The sequence below is a fragment of the Plantactinospora soyae genome, assembly GCF_014874095.1.
In the GTDB taxonomy this organism is placed as follows: Bacteria; Actinomycetota; Actinomycetes; order Mycobacteriales; family Micromonosporaceae; genus Plantactinospora; species Plantactinospora soyae.
On the sequence record NZ_JADBEB010000001.1, the window covers coordinates 6,639,819 to 6,658,734 of the forward strand.

Sequence of the window (18,916 nt, forward strand, 5' to 3'; positions counted from 1 at the left end):
CCCGGGAGCGGCATCTCCCGGGGCGGGACGGGGTGGCGATCCGGTAGCCGCTCAGCTACCGGGGCGGGGGAAGGCCACCGGGCTGCGGTGCCCGGCCGTGTCGACGGCCCGTACTCCGAAGAAGACGTTGTCCTTGGACAGGTCGATGGTGACCGTGCTGACGTCACCGACCTCGATCACGTGGGTCCACTCGGGCGAGGTGGTCTCCCGCCAGACGACCTCGTAGCCGGCCAGGTCGGGCTCGGTGCCCCGGGTCCACCGCAGTTCGGTGTCGTTGGTCAGGTTGCTCGTGACGATGATGGCGCCCTTCGGCGTACCGGGGCCCTGGGCGAGGGACCACAGTGCCGCGCCGTTCACCCTGGCCACCCGGGTGATGTACTCGAAGTCGCAGAACTCCGGCAGGTCGCCGTACTGCTTGCCGTCGACCACCCGGACGTCCTGGTGCTGGTGCGCGAAGTCCTCGTTCGGCTCGGTGAACCGACCCGCCGGATAACCCTGCTCCAGGAACGAGATGTGGTCGCTGCCGCGCAGGTAGCGGTCCCGGCGGTAGATCACCCGGATTCGCATCCCGGTGCTGTCGTTCTCCGCGACGTCACAGACGAACCGGGCCAACTGGCGGCTCGGCGAGTCGTTCTCGCCGCCCACGGAACGCCGGGTGTTCCCCTCCGCCGGGGTCTCGGCCGTCGGCACCCCCTCGGCGAAGAGCCGGACGGTCCGCCGGTCCCGGGTACCGTCGTCCGCCGTGCTGCTGCCCACGATGTCGTCGCTGAACATCCCCTGCACGTCGGCCCCGGCCGCCTTGTACTGCCGGGCCATGTACCCCGACCCGTACAGGCCCTGTTCCTCGGCGGCCACGGCGGCGAAGACGATGGTCGCCTCGCTGCGCCGGGTCGCCATCACCCGGGCCAGTTCCATCAGCACCGCCACCCCGGAGGCGTCGTCGTCCGCACCGGGCGAGTCGCTGGTCGCGTCCATCACGTCGGTGCACCGGGAGTCGTAGTGTCCGGTCACCACGTAGATCCGGTCCGGCGACGACTCTCCGCGCAGGGTGGCCACCACGTTCGTGATCCGGGTCGGCACCGGGATCCGGGAGGCCGGCTCCTGGACGTACGACTGGAGTTCCACCGTCATCCGCCCACCGGAGCCGGCGGCGTAGCCCTGCATCTGCTGGTGGATCCAGTCCCGGGCGGCGCCGATCCCGCGCTCCGGGTCGTCCTGGCTGGACAGGGTGTGCCGGGTGCCGAACGCGGCAAGCCGCCGGACGATCGCCTCGATCCGGCGCTGGTCGACCTCGCGGAGCAGTTCCCGCAGTTCACGATCTGGGGACTGCGGCCGGACCGGTCGACCCGGACCCGAGCCCCCGCTCTGGGCGCTGGCCGCGGCGGACCCGGCAACGACCACCGGTACGGCGACGGTCGCGGCCGCGGTGACCGTGGCGGCGGACAGGAACGTGCGGCGGCTGGACTTCGTGGGTCCATCGCCTCGGAGCTCATCGGCTGTCATGCCAGGCATCGTCATCAATGTGTGCTCCGGCTGTCAACGGGGCGGGATCACCGCCGCCGCCCGGTTTGCGATCCTCGGGCCCGTCCTGCCGGTCCCCGCCTCTTTCGCGCCCGTCCCACCGGTTGACGGCCGGACCGTGGTTTGCCGAGCCGATGTCCGGGAACGGCGGGGCCATGACGAAACCGCGCGTTGTGATCGTCGGGGCCGGGTTCGCTGGCTATCACGCGGCGAAGAACCTGTCCCGGATCGCCCGTGATCAGGCGGAGATCGTGCTACTGAACCCCACCGACTACTTCCTGTACCTCCCGCTCCTGCCCGAGGTGGCCGCCGGGATCCTGGAACCCAGCCGGGTCTCGGTATCCCTCGCCGGCACGCTGGACGGGGTACGGATCGTCATCGGCGAGGCGAGCCACATCGACCTGAACGCCAAGCGGGTCGACTACACCGGCGCCGAGGGCGAGCCGGGCGGCATCGGTTACGACCGGCTGATCGTCGCCGTCGGCAGCGTCAACAAGCTGATGCCGATCCCGGGGGTCACCGAACACGCGCACGGGTTCCGGGGTCTGCCGGAGGCGCTGTACCTGCATGACCACGTGGTCTGCCAGATCGAGCTGGCCGAGGCGACCGACGACCCGGCCGAGCGGGACGCGCGTACGACGTTCGTGGTCGTCGGCGCCGGCTACACCGGTACGGAGGTGGCGGCACACGGCCAGTTGTTCACCGACGCGCTGGCCGCCCAGCATCCCCGACTGGGCGTACGGCCGAAGTGGCTGCTGCTCGATCTCGCCGAGCGGGTCCTGCCCGAGCTGGACCAGCGGATGTCCGAGACGGCCAAGCGGGTGCTCGACGGCCGGGGCGTCGACGTCCGGATGGGCACCACGGTCAAGGAGGCGACGGCCGACGGCGTACGGCTCAGCGACGGCGAGTACGTCGCGACCCGGTCCCTGATCTGGTGCGTCGGGGTGCGCCCCGATCCACTGGTGGCCGACCTCGGCCTGCGTACCGAGCGGGGGCGGCTCGTGGTCGACGAGTTCCTCGGGGTGCCCGGGTTCCCGGACGTCTTCGCGTGTGGTGACGCCGCCGCCGTACCCGACCTGACCCGGCCGGGGGAGGCGACCGCGATGACGGCACAACACGCCCAGCGGCAGGGGAAACTCGCCGCCCACAACGTCGCCGCGTCGTACGGGCAGGGCCGGCGCCGGCCGTACCGGCACCACGACCTCGGGTTCGTGGTGGATCTCGGTGGCACCGACGCGGCCGCGAACCCGTTGCACGTGCCGCTGGCCGGGCTGCCGGCGAAGGCGGTCACCCGGGGCTACCACCTGTTGGCGTTGCCGGGCAACCGGGCCCGGGTCAGCGCCGACTGGCTGCTCGACGCGGCGCTGACCCGGCAGGCCGTACAGCTCGGTCTGGTGCCGGCGAACGCCGTACCCCTGGAGAGCGCGTCCCCGGAGCTGCCGGCCCGACACTAGAAGCCGTGCTCACGGGCCCGGTCGTGGCCGGCGTGATCGTTCCGCTCCAGTGGCCATGCCGCCGCCGACCTCGTCGATCGCGTCGTCGATCTGGTGCGCGAGTGCCACGTCGAGCGCGCTGACCGCGTCCAGGGACCGGGTCCGGACGGTGAGCACGGCGGTGTCCGGCGTCTCCCGGCCCACCATCGGGCCCCGCCCGGTGTCCGGGCGCAGCCGGGCCAGCCGGCCCAGCACCCGGTCCAGGTTCTCCGCCGGCAGTTCGATGGTGCGGGTCAGCCGGCCTCGATCAGCGGACCAGTACGGCAGCGTGGCGAGCGCGTCGCGCAGCTCCTCGTCGGTCAGCGCAGCGGCGCCGCCGGTCGGATCGACGAGACCTCCGCCGGCCGGTGGCGGCCCGAGCAGGTCGCGGAGATACTCCGGCAGGTCGAGCGACTCGACCAGACCCTGGTCCTGCTCGGCGAGCGCGCTCAGGGTCGCCTGTGCCTGGTAGCGGGCCTGCTCCGGGCTGCGGTGGCTGAGCCGGGCGACCTCCTCGAGGAAACCCGCCAGGTCCCGGCGCCGGTCTGCGGAGGCCAGCGACCGTTCGTCACACAGCTGACCGGGTACGGCGTCGAGCAGGCGCTGCCGGTCGGCCTCCTCCAACGCTCGGGCCAGCGCGGTCACCGTGGCTCCGGCGGCGGCACGGGCCTGTTCGAAGTCCACGCCGGCCCGCCGCCCGACATCGGAGACGAGATCCCGGTACGCGATGACGGCGACGTCCGTGCCGACGGTGCCGCCGATGTCGTCGGGCAGCGGCATGGGACGCCCGCCCGGTGCGGGCGCCGGGGTGACCGGCCCGGCCCGCTCGGCGTTCGGCTTGCGGCTGCCGGCCGGCGGCGGCCCGTTCCGGCGGCCCCGGTCCAGGCTTTCGAGCTGCTTGTCGGCCCCGAGGGTGGCCCCGACCTCGCTCGGCCGCCGACCCTGCTCGCGGGCCTGCCGGGCCAACGCACGACGTCGTTGATTGTCACCCTCCATCTGCTTCCCGCTCATGCCGTCTCCTCGCTGCGCTCGTCATCGTCATGAGTTTCAACCTGGGCTTGCTGGTTCACTCGCTGCGCTCGCTTACGCCGTCTCCTCGCTGCGCTCGTCATCGTCATGAGTTTCAACCTGGGCTTGCTGGTTCACTCGCTGCGCTCGCTTACGCCGTCTCCTCGCTGCTCGCTCACGCCGTTTCCTTGCTGCGCTCGTCACGGGCAAGAGCCAGATCAACCGCCTTCCCGTGCGGCGATCCCCGAAACTCGCGGGTGAGCCGGCCCAGATCGACCGGCTCGCTGTCCCGTCGGGGCCCGGACGGCGGCAGGTCTCATCTCCGCGGGGTGAGGAGCGCTCACCCCACCGCCGTCCACGATCAGTTCGACCGGTGAGACCTCCGTGCTTTCGGAAGGGACGTCGCCATGAAGAGGATCGTCGAGATCGTCCCCGCCCGACCCGGCTGGTACGCCCGCTGGCGTCTCGACCCGGACACCACCCGTTCGTACCCGGTTTCGGTGTGGGCGTTGCTGGAGGAGACCGACGAAGGCGGCCGAGAGGTCATCGGGGTCGATTCCGTCGGCCAGTGGCCGGGTTCGGAGCAGAACGAGGCGGGCGGGGACTTCGTCCGGTACCTCTTCCAGCCGCCGGACAGCGGAACTCCGGAGGACGCGGCCCGACCGGAGGAACTGGGTGCCGAACCCACGAACCGGCCGGCGCGGCTCGAACCGGCCTGATCCGCCGGGAGCGCGGTCGTACGCGGTCAGAGCAGTTCCAGCGGCCTCGGTCCGCTCGGCGGCGGGAACGCCCGGTCGAGTTCGGCGAGATCGTCGTCGGTGAGGGTCAGCTCGATGGCGGCCCGGTTCTCCAACACCCGGGCCGGGGAACTCGCCTTGGTCACCGTGCAGACTCCCGGCTGAGCCAGCAGCCAGGCGAGCCCCACCTGCCCGGGGGTGGCGCCGTGCCGCTGCGCCACGGCGGCCAGCGCCGGATGGTCGAGCATCCGGCCCCGTTCCAGCGGCGAGTACGCCATCACGGGCAGGCCCGCCGCGCGGCAGCGGGGGAGCAGGTCCCACTCGATGCCCCGCCGGGTCAGGTTGTACGGGATCTGATCGGTCTCGACCGCCGTACCGCCGGGGATGCCGGTCAGTTCGACCACCTCGGGGACGTCGAAGTTGCTCACGCCCCAGTGCCGGATCAGCCCCTGGGTCATCAGATTGGTGAACGCCTCGACCGTCTCCGCTAGCGGCGCGGACCCCCGCTGGTGCAGGAGGTACAGGTCGATGCGATCGGTGCCCAGCCGTTCCAGGCTCCGTTCGCAGGCCGCGGCGGTGCCGGTTCCGGTCGCGTGCTCCGAGGAGATCTTGCTGATCAGGAAGATCTCCTCGCGTCGGTCGCCGAGCGCCTCACCGACCAGTTTCTCGGCTGCGCCGTCGGCGTACACCTCGGCGGTGTCGATGACGGTAAGCCCGACGTCCACTCCCGCGCGAAGTGCCGCGATCTCGGCGTCCCGCCGTCCAGGGTCCTCCGCCATTCCCCAGGTGCCCTGGCCGAGGGCCGGGATCGCCTCGCCGGATGGGAGTGTCACCACCGGAACCTGCTGTTTCGTCATGGCCAACCTCTTTCTGACCGGTCCGTGCTGGGCACCTTCCCGTGCCCCTGTCCGACAAACCGCAGCCTCGGTGCCGGCCTCTCGATGTCGATCTAGGGGTTGCGTATACTTGCCTGACTGCAAGTATCGGCCGGTCAGGGGTGCGGAGGGGGCGGGACGTGGCGTTCTCCGTCAGTTGTACGCAGCATGCCGACTTCGTACGGCTGCACCTGAATGGTGAACTGGACATCGTGACGGTGCCCGACCTCCACGCGGCTCTCGACCGGTTACTCGAGGACGGTCAGCGACGTTTGCTGGTAGACCTGACGGAGCTGACCTTCTGCGACTCCAGTGGTTTGGCCGCGTTCGTCCGGGGGGATGACGAGGCCGGTTCTCGGGGCGGCTGGCTGCGGCTGACCGGCGCGACCGGCCGGGTCGACCGGGTGCTGCGGATCAGCGGACTGGCCGAGTTGTTCCGGTACGACCAGGAACACGACCGACATGACCCCGCGCCCCTTAGTGACCGCTGATCGGCTACAGTTCCCTCGCCCGTTGACGGTCGACTGATCCCGAACCAGCTTGCCCTCGCCTGCTGACGCCGGTGGCGGCCATCCCATCCCAACCGACCCGAGGCAGGTCTCCGATGGACGCAGCCGAGTCGAAGCCCGTGCGGATCCTGGTCGTCGACGATGATCCGGGCGACGTGCTGATGATCGAGGAAGCGTTGGCCCATTCTGGCGTGCCGAAGTCGATCGACGTGGTCGGCGACGGCCAGGAGGCGATGGAGTTCCTGTACCAGGAGGGTCGGCACGAGACCGCGCCCAGGCCGGACATGATCCTGTTGGATCTCAACATGCCCCGGATGGACGGTCGGCAGGTGTTGACCAAGGTCAAGAGTGACGACAGCCTGCGTACGATCCCGATCGTCGTGCTGACCACGTCGAACGCGGACACCGACATCATCGGCAGCTACAACTTGCGCGCCAACGCGTACGTCACCAAGCCCATCGGCCTCGACGACTTCAACGACGTCATCCGGCGGATCGACGAGTTCTTCGGTCAGATCGTGGTGCTGCCCCGGCGGGCCTGACCGTTCCCCGGTGCCCGATCGACCAAGGGGCCCGGATGCTGAACAATTTTTCCGATTTGCCCCTTGGTAGGTCTACCGACTGACGAGGATTTCAGGTGGCAAGAGACAACGGCTGCCTGGGGGCGAAGCATGGAATTCTCCGTCGTGGAAATCGGCTATGACCAGAAGCAGGTCGACCGCTGCCTGGAGCATCTGGGTGAGCGACTGGGCCGGTTGGCGGTGCGGACGGACGCCGTCGCGAAGAACGATCCCGAACTCGCCCAGATCCGGGCGGAAATCGATCGAATGAGCGGCCTGCTGGCCGCGCCGCCACCGTCGCACGACACGTCGGACCGGGTCCGGCAGTTGTTGCTGACGGCCGAGCGTGAGGCGGCCGAGATCCTGGCCCGGGCCCGAGCCGACCTGGCGGCGGCGCGCGAGGAGGCCCGGCAGGTACGCGACCAGGTCTACGCCGAGGCGGTGCAGGCCCGCCGTGAATTCGAGGCGGCCCTGCAGGCGCGTCGGATCCGGGCCGAGCAGGTGGACGAGATCCTCCGGGACGTCGTGATCAGTCGGATGCCGCGTCCCGACGCGGATCGACAGGACCATGCCGACCCGGTCGACGAGGTCGTTCCGGCCTCAGCCTCCTGACTGGGCGAACCTCCTCCGAGCCAGCGTCCTCCGAGCGAACCTCCTCGGAAGCTGATCTTCCGGCGGCGGCGACGGACGACCGATCGGAGGTGATCGTCCGTCGCCGCCGGTCCCACTTCCGATCACGAGCTATCGGCGGCGTGCACCTGCTTGTTACCGTCGGCGCCCAACGGGATCGAATGGCGCCGGTAATGAGCCGGGGAGACCGGTCGGCTCGACGGCCCGACGGCTCAGACGAGAGCGCCGACCACGGTGGTGGCCCGGTCCTCGTGCTGGGCGTAGGCGTCGGGGAACGCGGAGATCTGCACCGCCTGTGCCGCCCCGGTCACGCTCATCTCCTGCCAGCCGGGGACGGCGAGCAGCGCCTCGTAGAAGCGCTCGGCCGCGTAGGCCGGTCGCATCAGGTCGGCGACGGTGCCCCAGCCGGAGCTGGGCCGCTGCTGGAAGAGCCCGACCGAGTCGTGGTCGTACCCGACGCCCTGGTTCGGCAGGTCCAGCGATTCCGGCAGTACGCCGCTGGCCAGGTTGTAGAGGTTGCTCTCCTGCATCGAGGTGGCGATCGCGACCACCAGTCCCCGGCGTGGGACGTCCATCTTCACACCGACCTGGACGATCGTGTGCGCGTTGTCCATCTGGGCCTGGGTGAGGCCGGCGACCGGACTCGGCCGGACCGGCCGCTTGGTCGCCCGGGTTACCTGGGTACGGGCGACGATGGGGCGGGCGGTCGACGGGCTGGGGGCCGGGGTGGCGGTGACCGGGGGCGTCGGAGCGGGCGTCCGCTCGTGCGCCCGGGACGCCGGGTCGCGCTCGACCTCGGCGGCGCGCTCGGCCAGCAGGCTCGCCGAGGGGGCCGGCTCGGCCGGGGTGGTGGCCGCCCGCGACTCGACGAAGACGGCGACGCCGAGGCAGCAGGCGAGCGCGGCGACCGACCCGAACCGGACCGGGCCGGATGCGAGCAGCGATCGGATCCGCCCTGGCCGGGGTACGGCCCGAGCTCGGTGACGGCCGACCGGCGGGTCGACCGATCCGGGATCCTCCGAATGGCCAGCCTGCGTTCCGGTGTCCACTTCCTGATCCGCTTGTTCCTTGTGAGGCACCCGCCGAGGTTAGGTAAAGCCGAGTCGAATGGGGCGGGTCGAACAGGTGGCCTGCGCCACACTTTTGCCTGGTCAACCGGGCAGTCGTCGACAGTCGCGGGCGGCATTGCCGGGACCCGGCAATGCCGACATGTCCGTCTTGTCTGGCAGGTGGTGGCGACGGGTGACGTCGCGCCCCGCTCGTCCCGGTCCAAGGTGGAGATCATCCGGTTGGGTCGTTCGGCCCAGCTCGACTGGCCCGGAAGGCTATGCCCGGACCTGGTCCGAATGGTCCGTCGTCGGAACCGGCCCGTTCCGGACCCGGGTACCGGCGTCGCGGTCTCACCGGTCCTGGAACCCGTCGTTGGCTGCTTCGATAGGATGCCTTCGGTGGCCGAAAGCAAGATCGAGCCGGCGGGCGGCGGGTCGGCGGGTCGAAGGCGGCGTCGCCGCGACACGCTGATCCTGATCACGGCTGCCCTGCTGACCGGGCTGATGGCCGGCCACCGCCTGATCCCCAACGTCCGAGGTCTGGGCAGTCTGCTGGACAGCGGCGTCCCGTTCCTCGGTCTCGGCGTGCCGCTGCTCGCGGTCGCCGCCCTGCTGGTCCGGACCCGGATCGCGCTCGCCGCCGTGCTGGTGCCGGCGGTCGTCTGGGCGGTGCTGTTCGGCACGGCGTGGGTACCCGGCGGGAGCGGCGGCCCGGTGCAGTTGCGGGTGGCCAGCCAGAACCTGCGGGAGGGAAATCCCGACCCGACCGCCACGGTGCGCACTCTGGCCGACACCGAGGCCGACCTGATCGGCCTACAGGAGCTGTCCGGGGACACCGACGGGTCGGTGACCAGAACGCTGCGGGAGCGGTATCCGCACCGGGCCCTCGTCACCACGGTCGGGCTCTGGAGCAGGTTCCCGATCCGGGACGTCGTCGGCGTCGACACCGGGCTCGCCTGGACCCGGGCCCTGCGGGCGGTGGTGGCCGCCCCCGGCGGCGACGTCGTCGTCTACGTCGTGCACCTCGGCTCGGTCAGGGCCGGCGACACCGGTACCCGGGACCGGACGGTCTCCGCGCTCGCCGACCAGATCCGTCAGGACTCCGCCGAACGGCTGATCGTGCTCGGCGATCTCAACACCGCGACCACCGACCGGAAGATCGAACCGCTGACCGAGCTGCTCAACGACGCCCAGGCCGACGCGGGCCGGGGACCGGGTTTCACCTGGCCGGCCGCGTTGCCACTGACCCGCCCCGACCACGTGCTGTACCGGGGGCTGACGGCGGCGTACGCCAAGGTCGTCCGGACGCCGGCCAGCGACCACCGTGCGGTGACGGCAGGCTTCCGCTAGATGGGTACGGGCGTCCGGACCGTCAGCCAGTCAGGTACGGCGTCCCGGACCGTGCCGTCGGTCGGCTTCCGGTGCCGGCCACGTCCTTAACGGCTGGCGGCGGGTGGCCGCGCCGTGATCAGCGTCGGCGCGGTTCGGCCGGACCGACGGTGAGGGTGTGCCGGCCGCTGCCGCTGGAGAACGGCCAGAGCTGGTCGGCGTACCGGGCCAGGTCGGTCAGCTGGTCCCGGTTCAGGCCGACCGACGCGATGCTGGCGCGTACGTCGGCCCGGTAGAGACCGTCGGAGTCCCGGGCGAGCCGGGCCTGGGCGCGTACCTGCACGGTGTGTGCCTCGTCGGTGATGCCGGTGGCCGCCTCGACCGCCGCGTGGTGCAGGCAGGAGGCGAACGCGGCGGCGAGCAGCTGTTCCGGGGCGAGCCCGGTGCAGTGCGGCGCCAGCGGCGAGGCCAGGCTGGTCGACAGTTCCCCGTCGTCCGTATGCAGGTGACCTCCTTCAGCGGTAGCGGTGGCCTCGTGCACCCAGGAATCCGAATCCGGCATTGCTTACCCCCCGTGTGGCTCTGCGGCGGGCTACCCGGCGGGCCGGTCGTGAAACCCGGAACGACGTCCCGGAGCCGATCGGCTCGCCGGAAACCGCGCCGGAGTGGCGCCCGACCGGGTAGGTTACGACGGTTCGGCCTCCCAAACGCGACAAACAGCCCACAATGTCGCCCGCTCGGTGTGTCCCTTCCGGAGCCGTCAAGCCGACGTCAAGAACGAGATGCCCGGCGTAGCCGAAACGTCAGAACGCTGCATGCCCGTCCGGCAACCGGGCTTTCATGGTCCTGACGGCCGAAGACGGTCGTGAAGAACGCGCGTGCTGGAGAGGACGTTCGGTGATCGACGTCGTGTTCGTGCTGCTGACGCTGGGGCTCTTCGCGGCCCTCGCCCTGGTCGCCCGGGCGGTGGAACGGCTGTGAACCCAGTCAACCTGATCGGCCTGGTCGTCGCGGCTGGGCTGGCCGTCTTCCTGCTGTTCGCACTCCTGTTCCCGGAGCGTTTCTAGATGAGTACGACGACCGCGGGCATCATCCTCATCGTCTCCCTCGTGGTGGCGCTGGTGGCGGTGTACAAACCGTTCGGCAACTACATGTACCGGGTGGTGTCCGGCGACCGGCACTCCCGGGTCGAGCGCGTCATCTTCCGACTGATCGGCGTGGACACCAGGGCCGAGCAGTCCTGGGGCACGTACGCGCGCAGCGTCCTGGCGTTCTCCCTGCTCTCACTGCTCTTCCTGTACGGCTTCCTTCGCCTGCAGGACAAGCTGTGGCTCTCGCTCGGGTTCGACCCGGTGACCAACCACATCGCCTGGAACACCGCGGTCAGCTTCGTGACCAACACGAACTGGCAGGCGTACTCGGGTGAGTCGACGATGGGCCACCTGGTGCAGATGGCCGGGCTGGCCGTCCAGAACTTCGTCTCCGCCTCGGTCGGCATCGCCGTGGCGGTGGCCCTGATCCGGGGCTTCGCCCGGAGCCGGTCGGAGCAACTGGGCAACTTCTGGGTCGACCTGGTCCGGATCACGCTGCGGATCCTGCTGCCCATCGCGGTGCTCGGCGCGATCGTGCTGATGATCGGCGGGGTGGTGCAGAACCTGTCCGGCGGCACCGACGTCGGCACGGTGGCCGGTGGAGCCCAGACGATCACCGGTGGCCCGGTCGCCTCGCAGGAGGTGATCAAGGAACTCGGCACCAACGGCGGCGGCTTCTACAACGTCAACAGCGCGCACCCGTTCGAGAACCCGACCACCTGGACCAACTGGATCGAGATGTTCCTAATCCTGCTGATCCCGTTCAGCCTGCCCCGGGTCTTCGGCCGGATGGTCGGGCAGAACCGGCAGGGCTACGCCATCGTCGCGGTGATGGCGATCCTGGCGATCGCCAGCGTGACCCTGACCAACGTCTTCGAACTGACCGGCGACGGCACCGTGCCGCAGGCGGTCGGCGCGGCGATGGAGGGCAAGGAGGCCCGGTTCGGGGTCTCCAACTCGTCGACCTTCGCCGCGGTCACCACCCTCACCTCGACCGGTGCGGTGAACTCGTTCCACGACTCGTTCACCCCGCTCGGCGGGATGATGCCGCTGGTCAACATGATGTTGGGCGAGGTGGCGCCGGGTGGTGTCGGCGCCGGCCTGTACGGCCTGCTGATCCTCGCCGTGATCACGGTCTTCGTGGCCGGGCTGATGGTCGGGCGGACCCCCGAGTACCTGGGCAAGAAGATCGGTGCCAGGGAGATCAAGTTTGCCTCGCTGTACTTCCTGATCACCCCGATGCTGGTGCTGATCGGCACGGCGGCGGCGTTCGCCACCGGCAACAACGGCACGGCGCTCAACGTCGGACCACACGGCCTGACCGAGGTGCTGTACGCCTTCACCTCGGCGAGCAACAACAACGGATCGGCGTTCGCCGGGATCACGGTGAACACGCCCTGGTGGGACACGGCTCTCGGGCTGTGCATGCTGCTCGGCCGGTTCCTGCCGATCATCTTCGTGCTCGGCCTGGCGGGTTCGTTGGCCCGGCAGAAACCCGTACCGGCCTCCGAGGGGACGCTGCCGACGCACCGGCCGTTGTTCGTCGGAATGCTCGTCGGCGTGACGGTGGTGCTGGTGGCGCTGACCTTCCTGCCCGCGTTGGCGCTCGGCCCGCTGGCCGAAGGGTTGTGAGCGCGGTGAGAGTCCTGAACGACATGGTGAGGAAAGGGAAAATGACTGTCAGCCCGGTGGTGCCCGCCCCCTCTGGTGGGCTGCCGTCCTCCGGCTCCGCCAGTGGCGGCCGGGTCGGTGGTGGGCTGTTGGATCCCCGGCAACTGTTCCGCTCGCTGCCGGACGCGGCCCGCAAGTTGAATCCGGTGACCCTGTGGCGCAACCCGGTGATGCTGATCGTGGAGATCGGCGCGGTCTTCACCACGGTGCTGGCCATCGCCGACCCGTCCGGCTTCGCCTGGGCGATCACCGTCTGGCTGTGGCTCACGGTGGTCTTCGCCAACCTGGCCGAGGCGGTCGCCGAGGGCCGGGGAAAGGCGCAGGCGGCGACGCTGCGGCAGGCCAAACGGGACACCGTCGCGACCCGGCTGACCGGCTGGTCGCCCGGTGCCGCACCGAACGCGTACCGCGACGAGGCGGTCGCCGCCACCGAACTGCGGCATGGCGACGTCGTGCTGGTCGAGGCCGGACAGATCATCCCCGGCGACGGTGACGTCGTCGAGGGGATCGCCAGCGTGGACGAGTCGGCCATCACCGGTGAGTCCGCGCCGGTGATCCGGGAGTCCGGCGGTGACCGCAGCGCGGTGACCGGCGGCACCAAGGTGCTCTCCGACCGGATCGTCGTGCGGATCACCCAACAGCCGGGGCAGAGCTTCATCGACCGGATGATCGCCCTGGTGGAGGGCGCCAACCGGCAGAAGACCCCGAACGAGATCGCCCTCAACATCCTGCTCGCGGCGCTGACCGTCATCTTCCTGATGGCGGTCGTCACGCTCCAGCCGCTGGCGATCTTCAGCAAGGCGTTCCAGGCGGCGGCGCCGGACACCGCCGCGATCAACTCCGACGGGGTCACCGGGATCGTGCTGGTCTCCCTGCTGGTCTGCCTGATCCCGACCACGATCGGGGCACTGCTCTCCGCGATCGGCATCGCCGGGATGGACCGGCTGGTGCAGCGCAACGTGCTCGCGATGAGCGGCCGGGCGGTCGAGGCCGCCGGGGACGTCAACACCCTGCTGCTGGACAAGACCGGCACGATCACCCTCGGCAACCGGCAGGCGGCGGAGTTCGTACCGGTCGACGGGGTCACCGCCGAACAGGTCGCCGACGCCGCCCAGCTCTCCAGCCTGGCCGACGAGACCCCGGAGGGCCGCTCGGTGGTGGTACTGGCGAAGAACGCGTACGGGCTGCGGGAGCGGGAGCCGGGCCTGATGCCGCACGCCACCTTCGTACCGTTCACCGCGCAGACCCGGATGAGCGGGATCGACCTGACCCCGGACGCCACGGTCGACGGGGGAGCCAGCGGCCCGACCCGACGGATCCGCAAGGGCGCCGCCTCGGCGGTGATGAAGTGGGTCCGGGACAACGGTGGGCATCCGACCGAGCAGGTCGGGGACATCGTCGACGGGATCAGCGGCGGTGGCGGCACCCCGCTGGTGGTGGCCGAGCACGTCGACGGCGCACCGGCCCGGACGCTCGGGGTGATCCACCTCAAGGACGTGGTCAAGTCCGGCATGCGGGAGCGGTTCGACGAGATGCGCCGGATGGGCATCCGGACCGTGATGATCACCGGTGACAACCCGCGTACCGCCAAGGCGATCGCGGACGAGGCCGGGGTCGACGACTTCCTGGCCGAGGCCACCCCGGAGGACAAGCTCGCGCTGATCAAGCGCGAGCAGGAGGGCGGCCGACTGGTCGCGATGACCGGAGACGGCACGAACGACGCGCCGGCGCTGGCCCAGGCCGACGTCGGGGTGGCGATGAACACCGGTACCACCGCGGCCAAAGAGGCCGGCAACATGGTCGACCTCGACTCCGACCCGACCAAGCTGATCGAGATCGTCGAGATCGGCAAGCAGTTGCTGATCACCCGGGGCGCGTTGACGACCTTCTCGATCGCCAACGACATCGCCAAGTACTTCGCGATCATCCCGGCCATGTTCGCCGGGATCTACCCCAGCCTGGACACCCTCAACATCATGCGGCTGTCCAGCCCGGAGTCCGCGATCCTCTCGGCGGTGGTGTTCAACGCGATCATCATCGTGGTGCTGATCCCGCTCGCCCTGCGTGGCGTCCGGTACCGGCCCAGCAGCGCCAGCAAGCTGCTGACCCGCAACCTGTGGGTCTACGGCCTCGGCGGCATCGTCGCCCCGTTCATCGGCATCAAAATCATCGATCTCATCATCTCGCTCATCCCAGGGATCTCGTGATGCGCCTACCTACCTGGCTCGCCCAACACCTGGCCGCGCTGCGGGCCGTACTGGTCTTCACCGCGCTGCTCGGGCTGGCCTACCCACTGGTTCTGGTCGGGGTCGGCCAGATACCCGGCCTGGACGGCCGGGCCGAAGGCTCGCTGGTCCGCGACGCCGGCGGCACCGTCGTCGGCAGCCGGCTGATCGGCCAGCTCTTCACCGACACGGACGGCAACCCCATCCCGCGCTACTTCCAGTCCCGTCCGTCGGCGGCCGGCGACGGCTACGACCCGACCTCCACCTCGGCCAGCAACCTCGGCCCGGAGAGCGTCGAGGACACCCTGCCGGTGCCCGGCGCGGTCGACCCCGAAGGCAACCCCGACGAGGGTACGCAGAGCCTGCTGACCCAGGTCTGCACCCGCAGCAAGGACGTCGGCGCCCTCGACGGCGTCGACGGGCGGCGCCCGTTCTGCACCCCGGACGGCCTCGGCGCGGTGCTCCGGGTCTTCCACCGCGACGGCCTGACCGGGCCGGTGACCCGGGCGGTCAGCGTCAACCAGGCCTGCCCGGCCACCCCGTTCGTCGCCAGCTTCGGCGGGGTGCCGGTGGAGTGCGCCAAGCCGGGCGAGGACTACTCGGGCGGACTGGTCACCCCGATCCGGGGCGACGCGCCGGACGAGCCGGCCGTACCGGCCGACGCGGTCACCGCCAGCGGCAGCGGGCTCGACCCGAACATCAGCCCGGCGTACGCCGAGTTGCAGGTGAACCGGATCGCCCGGGAGCGGAGCGTGTCCCCGGCCGACGTGAGGCGGCTCGTGGCGGAGCACACCAGCGGGCGGGACCTCGGCTTCCTCGGCGAGCCCCGGGTCAACGTGCTGGAACTCAACCTCGCCCTGGACCGCGCGTTGCCGGCGAGCGGCTGAGGCGGACGGCGGCCCCGAGAGGATGAGGCAGGATCAACAGGTGACACGCGGTCAACTGCGCATCTATCTCGGGGCCGCCCCCGGTGTCGGCAAGACGTACGCGATGTTGGAGGAGGCGCACCGGCGGGCCGCGCGCGGTACGGACGTGGTCGTGGGTCTCGTCGAGACCCACGGCCGCCGGCACACCGCGGCCATGCTCGGCGACCTGCCCGCGGTACCACGCCGGACGATGCGCTACCGGGACGCCGACTTCACCGAGATGGACACCGACGCGGTACTCGCCCGCCGGCCCGAGGTGGCGGTGGTGGACGAACTGGCCCACACCAACGTGCCGGGGTCGCGCAACGCCAAGCGCTGGCAGGACATCCAGGAACTGCTGGACGCCGGGATCGACGTGCTGTCGACGGTGAACGTCCAGCACCTGGAGTCGCTCAACGACGTGGTCGAACAGATCACCGGGGTCACCCAGCGGGAGACCGTGCCGGACGGGGTGGTCCGCGCCGCCGAGCAGGTCGAACTCGTCGACATGACGCCGGAGGCGCTGCGCCGGCGGATGGCGCACGGCAACATCTACCATCCGGACAAGGTCGACGCCGCCCTCGCCAACTACTTCCGGATCGGCAACCTCACCGCACTGCGGGAACTCGCCCTGCTCTGGCTCGCCGACAAGGTCGAGGACCAGCTCGACCGCTACCGGGCCGACCAGGGCATCGCCACCGTGTGGGAGACCCGGGAACGGGTGGTGGTCGGGCTCACCGGCGGGCCGGAGGGCGACACCCTGATCCGCCGGGCCGCCCGGGTCGCCGCCCGGAGCAAGGGCGCCGAGCTGATGGCCGTACACGTCGCCCGCAGCGACGGGCTCGTCGGCGCCGACCCGGCGGCGCTGACCCGGCAGCGGGTACTGGTGGAGCGGCTGGGCGGTACCTACCACCAGGCGATCGGCGCCGACATCCCGGCGGCGCTGCTCGACTTCGCCCGGGGCGTCAACGCCACCCAGATCGTGCTCGGAGCCAGCCGTCGGGGCCGGTTCGCCCGGATCATGTCCCGGGGGGTCGGTGCGACCACGGCCGCACTCTCCGGCCCGATCGACGTACACCTGGTGACGCACGAACAGGCCGGACTGGGCCGTCGGCTCGGGACCGCTCCGGCGGCACTCTCGGCACGGCGCCGGCTGATCGGTCTCGGCCTGAGCGTGGCCGGTATTCCGCTGCTGACGTACGTGCTCTGGCTGCTCGCCGACGAACTGTCGCTCACCAGCGACCTGCTGCTCTTTCTCGGCGCGGTGGTCGGGGTGGCGCTGGTCGGCGGGTGGTGGCCGGCCCTGCTCGCCGCCGTACTCAGCTCGGTTCTGATCAACTTCTTCTTCACCCCGCCGCTGCGGCAGTTCACCATCGCCGAGACCGAGAATCTGTTGGCGCTGGTGGTCTTCCTACTGGTCGCGGCGGCGGTCAGCGGAGTGGTGGACCTGGCTGCCCGGCGTACCCGGGAGGCGGCCCGGGCGAGCGCGGAGGCCCAGTTGCTCGCCGCGGTCGCCGGCAGTGTGCTGCGCGGGGCCCGGCCGCTGACGGCGCTGCTGGAACGCCTGCTGGAGACGTTCGGGCTGAGCACGGTCAGCCTGCTGGAACGCCTGCCGGGGTCACCGGACCGGCCCGACCAGCAGCGTGATCCGCGCGCCTGGCGGGTGGCCGCCAACGTCGGTGCCGAACCGTGTGCCACCCCGGCCGCCGGAGACGCGGAGGTACGCCTCGACGACGACCTGACGCTGGTACTGCGCGGTCGGGTGCTGCCGGCGGCCGACCGGCGGATCGTGGAGGCGTTCGCCGCCCAGGCCGCCGTCGCGCTGCGGCAGGAGCGGCTCTCCGAGGAGGCTGCCGCCGCCAAGCCGATCGCCGAGGCGGACCGGCTGCGTACCGCGTTGTTGGCTGCGGTCAGCCACGACCTGCGTACCCCGCTCGCCTCCGCGATGGCGGCGGTGACCAGCCTGCGCAGTGCGGACGTGGAGTTCGACGAGGCGGACCAGGAGGAGCTGCTGGCCACCGCCGAGGAGTCGTTGGACCGGCTCGGTCGGCTGGTGGCGAACCTGCTGGACATGAGCCGGCTCCAGGCCGGCGCGCTGGGCCTGCGACCGGCCTCGCTCGGGCTGGAGGACGTGGTGCCGTCGGCCCTCGACGAGTTGGGCGAGCCGGCCGAGCGGGTCCGGGTCAGCCTGCCCGCGCACCTGCCGGCGGTCCGGTCCGATCCGGGCCTGCTGGAGCGGGTGCTGGTGAACCTCGTCGCCAACGCGCTGCGGTTCAGTCCACCGGACCAGCCACCCACGGTCAGCGCCAGCGAGCACGGCGGATTCGTCGAGCTGCGGGTCACCGACCGGGGCCCCGGCCTGCCCCGGGACCAGTGGGAGCGGGCGTTTCTGCCGTTCCAGCGGCAGGGCGACCGGGACAATCATGCCGGGGTCGGTCTCGGCCTGGCACTGTCCCGAGGGCTGGCCGAGGCGATGGGCGGCAACCTGGAGCCGGAGGAGACCCCGGGCGGCGGCCTGACCATGGTGCTGCGGCTCCCCGTGGCGGACGAGAGGGGTGCCGGATGACCCGGGTGCTGGTGGTCGACGACGAGCCGCAGATCCTCCGTGCGCTGCGGATCAACCTGCGGGCCCGGCGGTACGACGTGGAGGTCGCCGGGGACGGCGCCGCCGCGCTGCGGCTGGCGGCCAGCCACCGACCCGACATCGTGGTACTCGACCTCGGCCTGCCGGACATGGACGGAGTGCAGGTGATCCGGGGGCTGCGCGGCTGGACCAACGTGCCGATCATCGTGCTCTCCGGGCGGGCCGGCAGCCAGGACAAGGTCGCCGCGCTGGACGCGGGCGCGGACGACTACGTGACCAAGCCGTTCGGGGTGGACGAGTTGCTGGCCCGGGTCCGGGCGGTGACCCGCCGGGCGGCCGGAGCCGGCGAGGAGGTGCCGGCGGTCGGGATCGGTCGGCACACCGTGGACCTGGCCGCGCATGCCGTCCGGACCGGCGACGGCGACGAGGTCCGGCTCACCCCGACCGAGTGGCACCTGCTGGAGATCCTGGTACGCAATCCGGGTCGACTGGTCAGCCAGCGCCAACTGTTACAGGAGGTGTGGGGTCCGCAGTACCAGTCGGAGACGAACTACCTGCGGCAGTACCTGGCACAACTGCGCCGGAAGCTGGAGGACGACCCGGCCCGGCCCCGGCACCTGTTGACCGAGCCGGGAATGGGCTACCGCTTCCAGCCCTGAGGTCGGGCGCGGGGAGAACTGCTGGCTGCGGTCGGCGACCCCACAGCACCAGCGCTGCCGAGGCTGACTTGTATTCACTAGACCGGTCTGC

The 18,916-nt window shown here is 70.9% G+C and carries 18 protein-coding genes; 13 read left to right on the plus strand and 5 right to left on the minus strand.

Annotated features, from left to right (window positions below):
* Positions 1–51: 51 nt before the first annotated feature.
* Positions 52–1,503, minus strand: coding sequence for a M20/M25/M40 family metallo-hydrolase (locus tag H4W31_RS28920; protein WP_192769520.1), 1,452 nt, complete (start codon positions 1,501–1,503; stop codon positions 52–54).
* Positions 1,504–1,676: 173 nt separating this feature from the next.
* Here H4W31_RS28920 and H4W31_RS28925 point away from each other — a divergent pair, with 173 nt between their 5' ends.
* The gene (locus H4W31_RS28925; RefSeq protein ID WP_192769521.1) at positions 1,677–2,975 is read left to right on the plus strand and encodes an NAD(P)/FAD-dependent oxidoreductase; all 1,299 of its coding nucleotides are present in this window, start codon (positions 1,677–1,679) and stop codon (positions 2,973–2,975) included.
* A gap of 9 nt (positions 2,976–2,984) precedes the next feature.
* Here the strand turns inward: H4W31_RS28925 and H4W31_RS28930 are convergent, their stop codons facing one another.
* Positions 2,985–4,004, minus strand: coding sequence for a DUF2267 domain-containing protein (locus H4W31_RS28930; protein ID WP_192769522.1), 1,020 nt, complete (start codon positions 4,002–4,004; stop codon positions 2,985–2,987).
* Between the two features lie 404 nt (positions 4,005–4,408).
* Here H4W31_RS28930 and H4W31_RS28935 point away from each other — a divergent pair, with 404 nt between their 5' ends.
* A complete protein-coding gene (locus H4W31_RS28935) occupies positions 4,409–4,720 on the plus strand; it encodes a hypothetical protein (RefSeq protein WP_192769523.1) in 312 nt (103 codons plus the stop codon).
* A 26-nt stretch (positions 4,721–4,746) separates the two neighbouring features.
* Here the strand turns inward: H4W31_RS28935 and H4W31_RS28940 are convergent, their stop codons facing one another.
* Complete coding sequence (locus H4W31_RS28940; RefSeq protein WP_192769524.1) at positions 4,747–5,595, minus strand: aldo/keto reductase; 849 nt, start codon at positions 5,593–5,595, stop codon at positions 4,747–4,749.
* A gap of 158 nt (positions 5,596–5,753) precedes the next feature.
* Here H4W31_RS28940 and H4W31_RS28945 point away from each other — a divergent pair, with 158 nt between their 5' ends.
* From H4W31_RS28945 to H4W31_RS28955, 3 genes are all read left to right on the plus strand, one after another.
* Positions 5,754–6,104, plus strand: a complete 351-nt coding sequence (locus tag H4W31_RS28945) for an STAS domain-containing protein (RefSeq protein ID WP_192769525.1) — start codon at positions 5,754–5,756, stop codon at positions 6,102–6,104.
* Between the two features lie 113 nt (positions 6,105–6,217).
* On the plus strand, positions 6,218–6,664 hold the full coding sequence (locus tag H4W31_RS28950; RefSeq protein ID WP_192769526.1) for a response regulator: 447 nt from the start codon (positions 6,218–6,220) through the stop codon (positions 6,662–6,664).
* 129 nt (positions 6,665–6,793) lie between these two features.
* The gene (locus tag H4W31_RS28955) at positions 6,794–7,294 is read left to right on the plus strand and encodes an ATPase (RefSeq protein ID WP_192769527.1); all 501 of its coding nucleotides are present in this window, start codon (positions 6,794–6,796) and stop codon (positions 7,292–7,294) included.
* 230 nt (positions 7,295–7,524) lie between these two features.
* Here the strand turns inward: H4W31_RS28955 and H4W31_RS28960 are convergent, their stop codons facing one another.
* A complete protein-coding gene (locus tag H4W31_RS28960) occupies positions 7,525–8,361 on the minus strand; it encodes a hypothetical protein (protein ID WP_192769528.1) in 837 nt (278 codons plus the stop codon).
* Between the two features lie 399 nt (positions 8,362–8,760).
* Here H4W31_RS28960 and H4W31_RS28965 point away from each other — a divergent pair, with 399 nt between their 5' ends.
* Positions 8,761–9,711 carry an endonuclease/exonuclease/phosphatase family protein gene (locus tag H4W31_RS28965; protein ID WP_318783461.1) on the plus strand — a complete coding sequence of 317 codons (951 nt, stop codon included), beginning with the start codon at positions 8,761–8,763 and terminating at the stop codon, positions 9,709–9,711.
* Between the two features lie 118 nt (positions 9,712–9,829).
* On the opposite strand, the gene H4W31_RS28970 is transcribed toward H4W31_RS28965, so the two are convergent.
* Complete coding sequence (locus tag H4W31_RS28970; protein ID WP_192769530.1) at positions 9,830–10,252, minus strand: OsmC family protein; 423 nt, start codon at positions 10,250–10,252, stop codon at positions 9,830–9,832.
* 278 nt (positions 10,253–10,530) lie between these two features.
* Here H4W31_RS28970 and H4W31_RS28975 point away from each other — a divergent pair, with 278 nt between their 5' ends.
* From H4W31_RS28975 to H4W31_RS29005, 7 genes are read left to right on the plus strand one after another with little or no spacing between them, the layout of a single operon-like run.
* A complete protein-coding gene (locus H4W31_RS28975) occupies positions 10,531–10,671 on the plus strand; it encodes a hypothetical protein (protein ID WP_192769531.1) in 141 nt (46 codons plus the stop codon).
* A complete protein-coding gene (kdpF, locus tag H4W31_RS28980) occupies positions 10,668–10,757 on the plus strand; it encodes a K(+)-transporting ATPase subunit F (RefSeq protein ID WP_192769532.1) in 90 nt (29 codons plus the stop codon). Before H4W31_RS28975 ends, kdpF begins: the two co-directional genes overlap by 4 nt.
* A complete protein-coding gene (kdpA, locus tag H4W31_RS28985; protein ID WP_192769533.1) occupies positions 10,758–12,413 on the plus strand; it encodes a potassium-transporting ATPase subunit KdpA in 1,656 nt (551 codons plus the stop codon).
* A gap of 41 nt (positions 12,414–12,454) precedes the next feature.
* On the plus strand, positions 12,455–14,659 hold the full coding sequence (gene kdpB, locus H4W31_RS28990; protein WP_192769534.1) for a potassium-transporting ATPase subunit KdpB: 2,205 nt from the start codon (positions 12,455–12,457) through the stop codon (positions 14,657–14,659).
* Positions 14,659–15,564 (plus strand): potassium-transporting ATPase subunit C, encoded by a 906-nt coding sequence (locus H4W31_RS28995; protein WP_192769535.1) that lies wholly within the window; start codon positions 14,659–14,661, stop codon positions 15,562–15,564. Before kdpB ends, H4W31_RS28995 begins: the two co-directional genes overlap by 1 nt.
* A 40-nt stretch (positions 15,565–15,604) precedes the next feature.
* On the plus strand, positions 15,605–18,148 hold the full coding sequence (locus H4W31_RS29000) for a DUF4118 domain-containing protein (protein WP_192769536.1): 2,544 nt from the start codon (positions 15,605–15,607) through the stop codon (positions 18,146–18,148).
* A complete protein-coding gene (locus tag H4W31_RS29005) occupies positions 18,145–18,825 on the plus strand; it encodes a response regulator (protein ID WP_192769537.1) in 681 nt (226 codons plus the stop codon). The genes H4W31_RS29000 and H4W31_RS29005 overlap by 4 nt, the downstream gene beginning before the upstream one ends.
* Positions 18,826–18,916 lie beyond the last annotated feature (91 nt).

What these genes read in the sequence shown, in the direction of transcription:
- H4W31_RS28950 (WP_192769526.1), top strand. Translation starts at nt 6,218, where the DNA reads ATGGACGCAGCCGAGTCGAAGCCCGTGCGGATCCTGGTCGTCGACGAT.
- H4W31_RS29005 (WP_192769537.1), top strand. Translation starts at nt 18,145, where the DNA reads ATGACCCGGGTGCTGGTGGTCGACGACGAGCCGCAGATCCTCCGTGCG.
- kdpA (WP_192769533.1), top strand. Translation starts at nt 10,758, where the DNA reads ATGAGTACGACGACCGCGGGCATCATCCTCATCGTCTCCCTCGTGGTG.
- H4W31_RS28975 (WP_192769531.1), top strand. Translation starts at nt 10,531, where the DNA reads ATGGTCCTGACGGCCGAAGACGGTCGTGAAGAACGCGCGTGCTGGAGA.
- H4W31_RS28930 (WP_192769522.1), bottom strand. Translation starts at nt 4,004, where the DNA reads ATGAGCGGGAAGCAGATGGAGGGTGACAATCAACGACGTCGTGCGTTG.
- H4W31_RS28925 (WP_192769521.1), top strand. Translation starts at nt 1,677, where the DNA reads ATGACGAAACCGCGCGTTGTGATCGTCGGGGCCGGGTTCGCTGGCTAT.
- H4W31_RS28935 (WP_192769523.1), top strand. Translation starts at nt 4,409, where the DNA reads ATGAAGAGGATCGTCGAGATCGTCCCCGCCCGACCCGGCTGGTACGCC.
- H4W31_RS28995 (WP_192769535.1), top strand. Translation starts at nt 14,659, where the DNA reads ATGCGCCTACCTACCTGGCTCGCCCAACACCTGGCCGCGCTGCGGGCC.
- H4W31_RS28955 (WP_192769527.1), top strand. Translation starts at nt 6,794, where the DNA reads ATGGAATTCTCCGTCGTGGAAATCGGCTATGACCAGAAGCAGGTCGAC.
- H4W31_RS28970 (WP_192769530.1), bottom strand. Translation starts at nt 10,252, where the DNA reads ATGCCGGATTCGGATTCCTGGGTGCACGAGGCCACCGCTACCGCTGAA.
- H4W31_RS28920 (WP_192769520.1), bottom strand. Translation starts at nt 1,503, where the DNA reads ATGACAGCCGATGAGCTCCGAGGCGATGGACCCACGAAGTCCAGCCGC.
- kdpB (WP_192769534.1), top strand. Translation starts at nt 12,455, where the DNA reads ATGACTGTCAGCCCGGTGGTGCCCGCCCCCTCTGGTGGGCTGCCGTCC.
- H4W31_RS28940 (WP_192769524.1), bottom strand. Translation starts at nt 5,595, where the DNA reads ATGACGAAACAGCAGGTTCCGGTGGTGACACTCCCATCCGGCGAGGCG.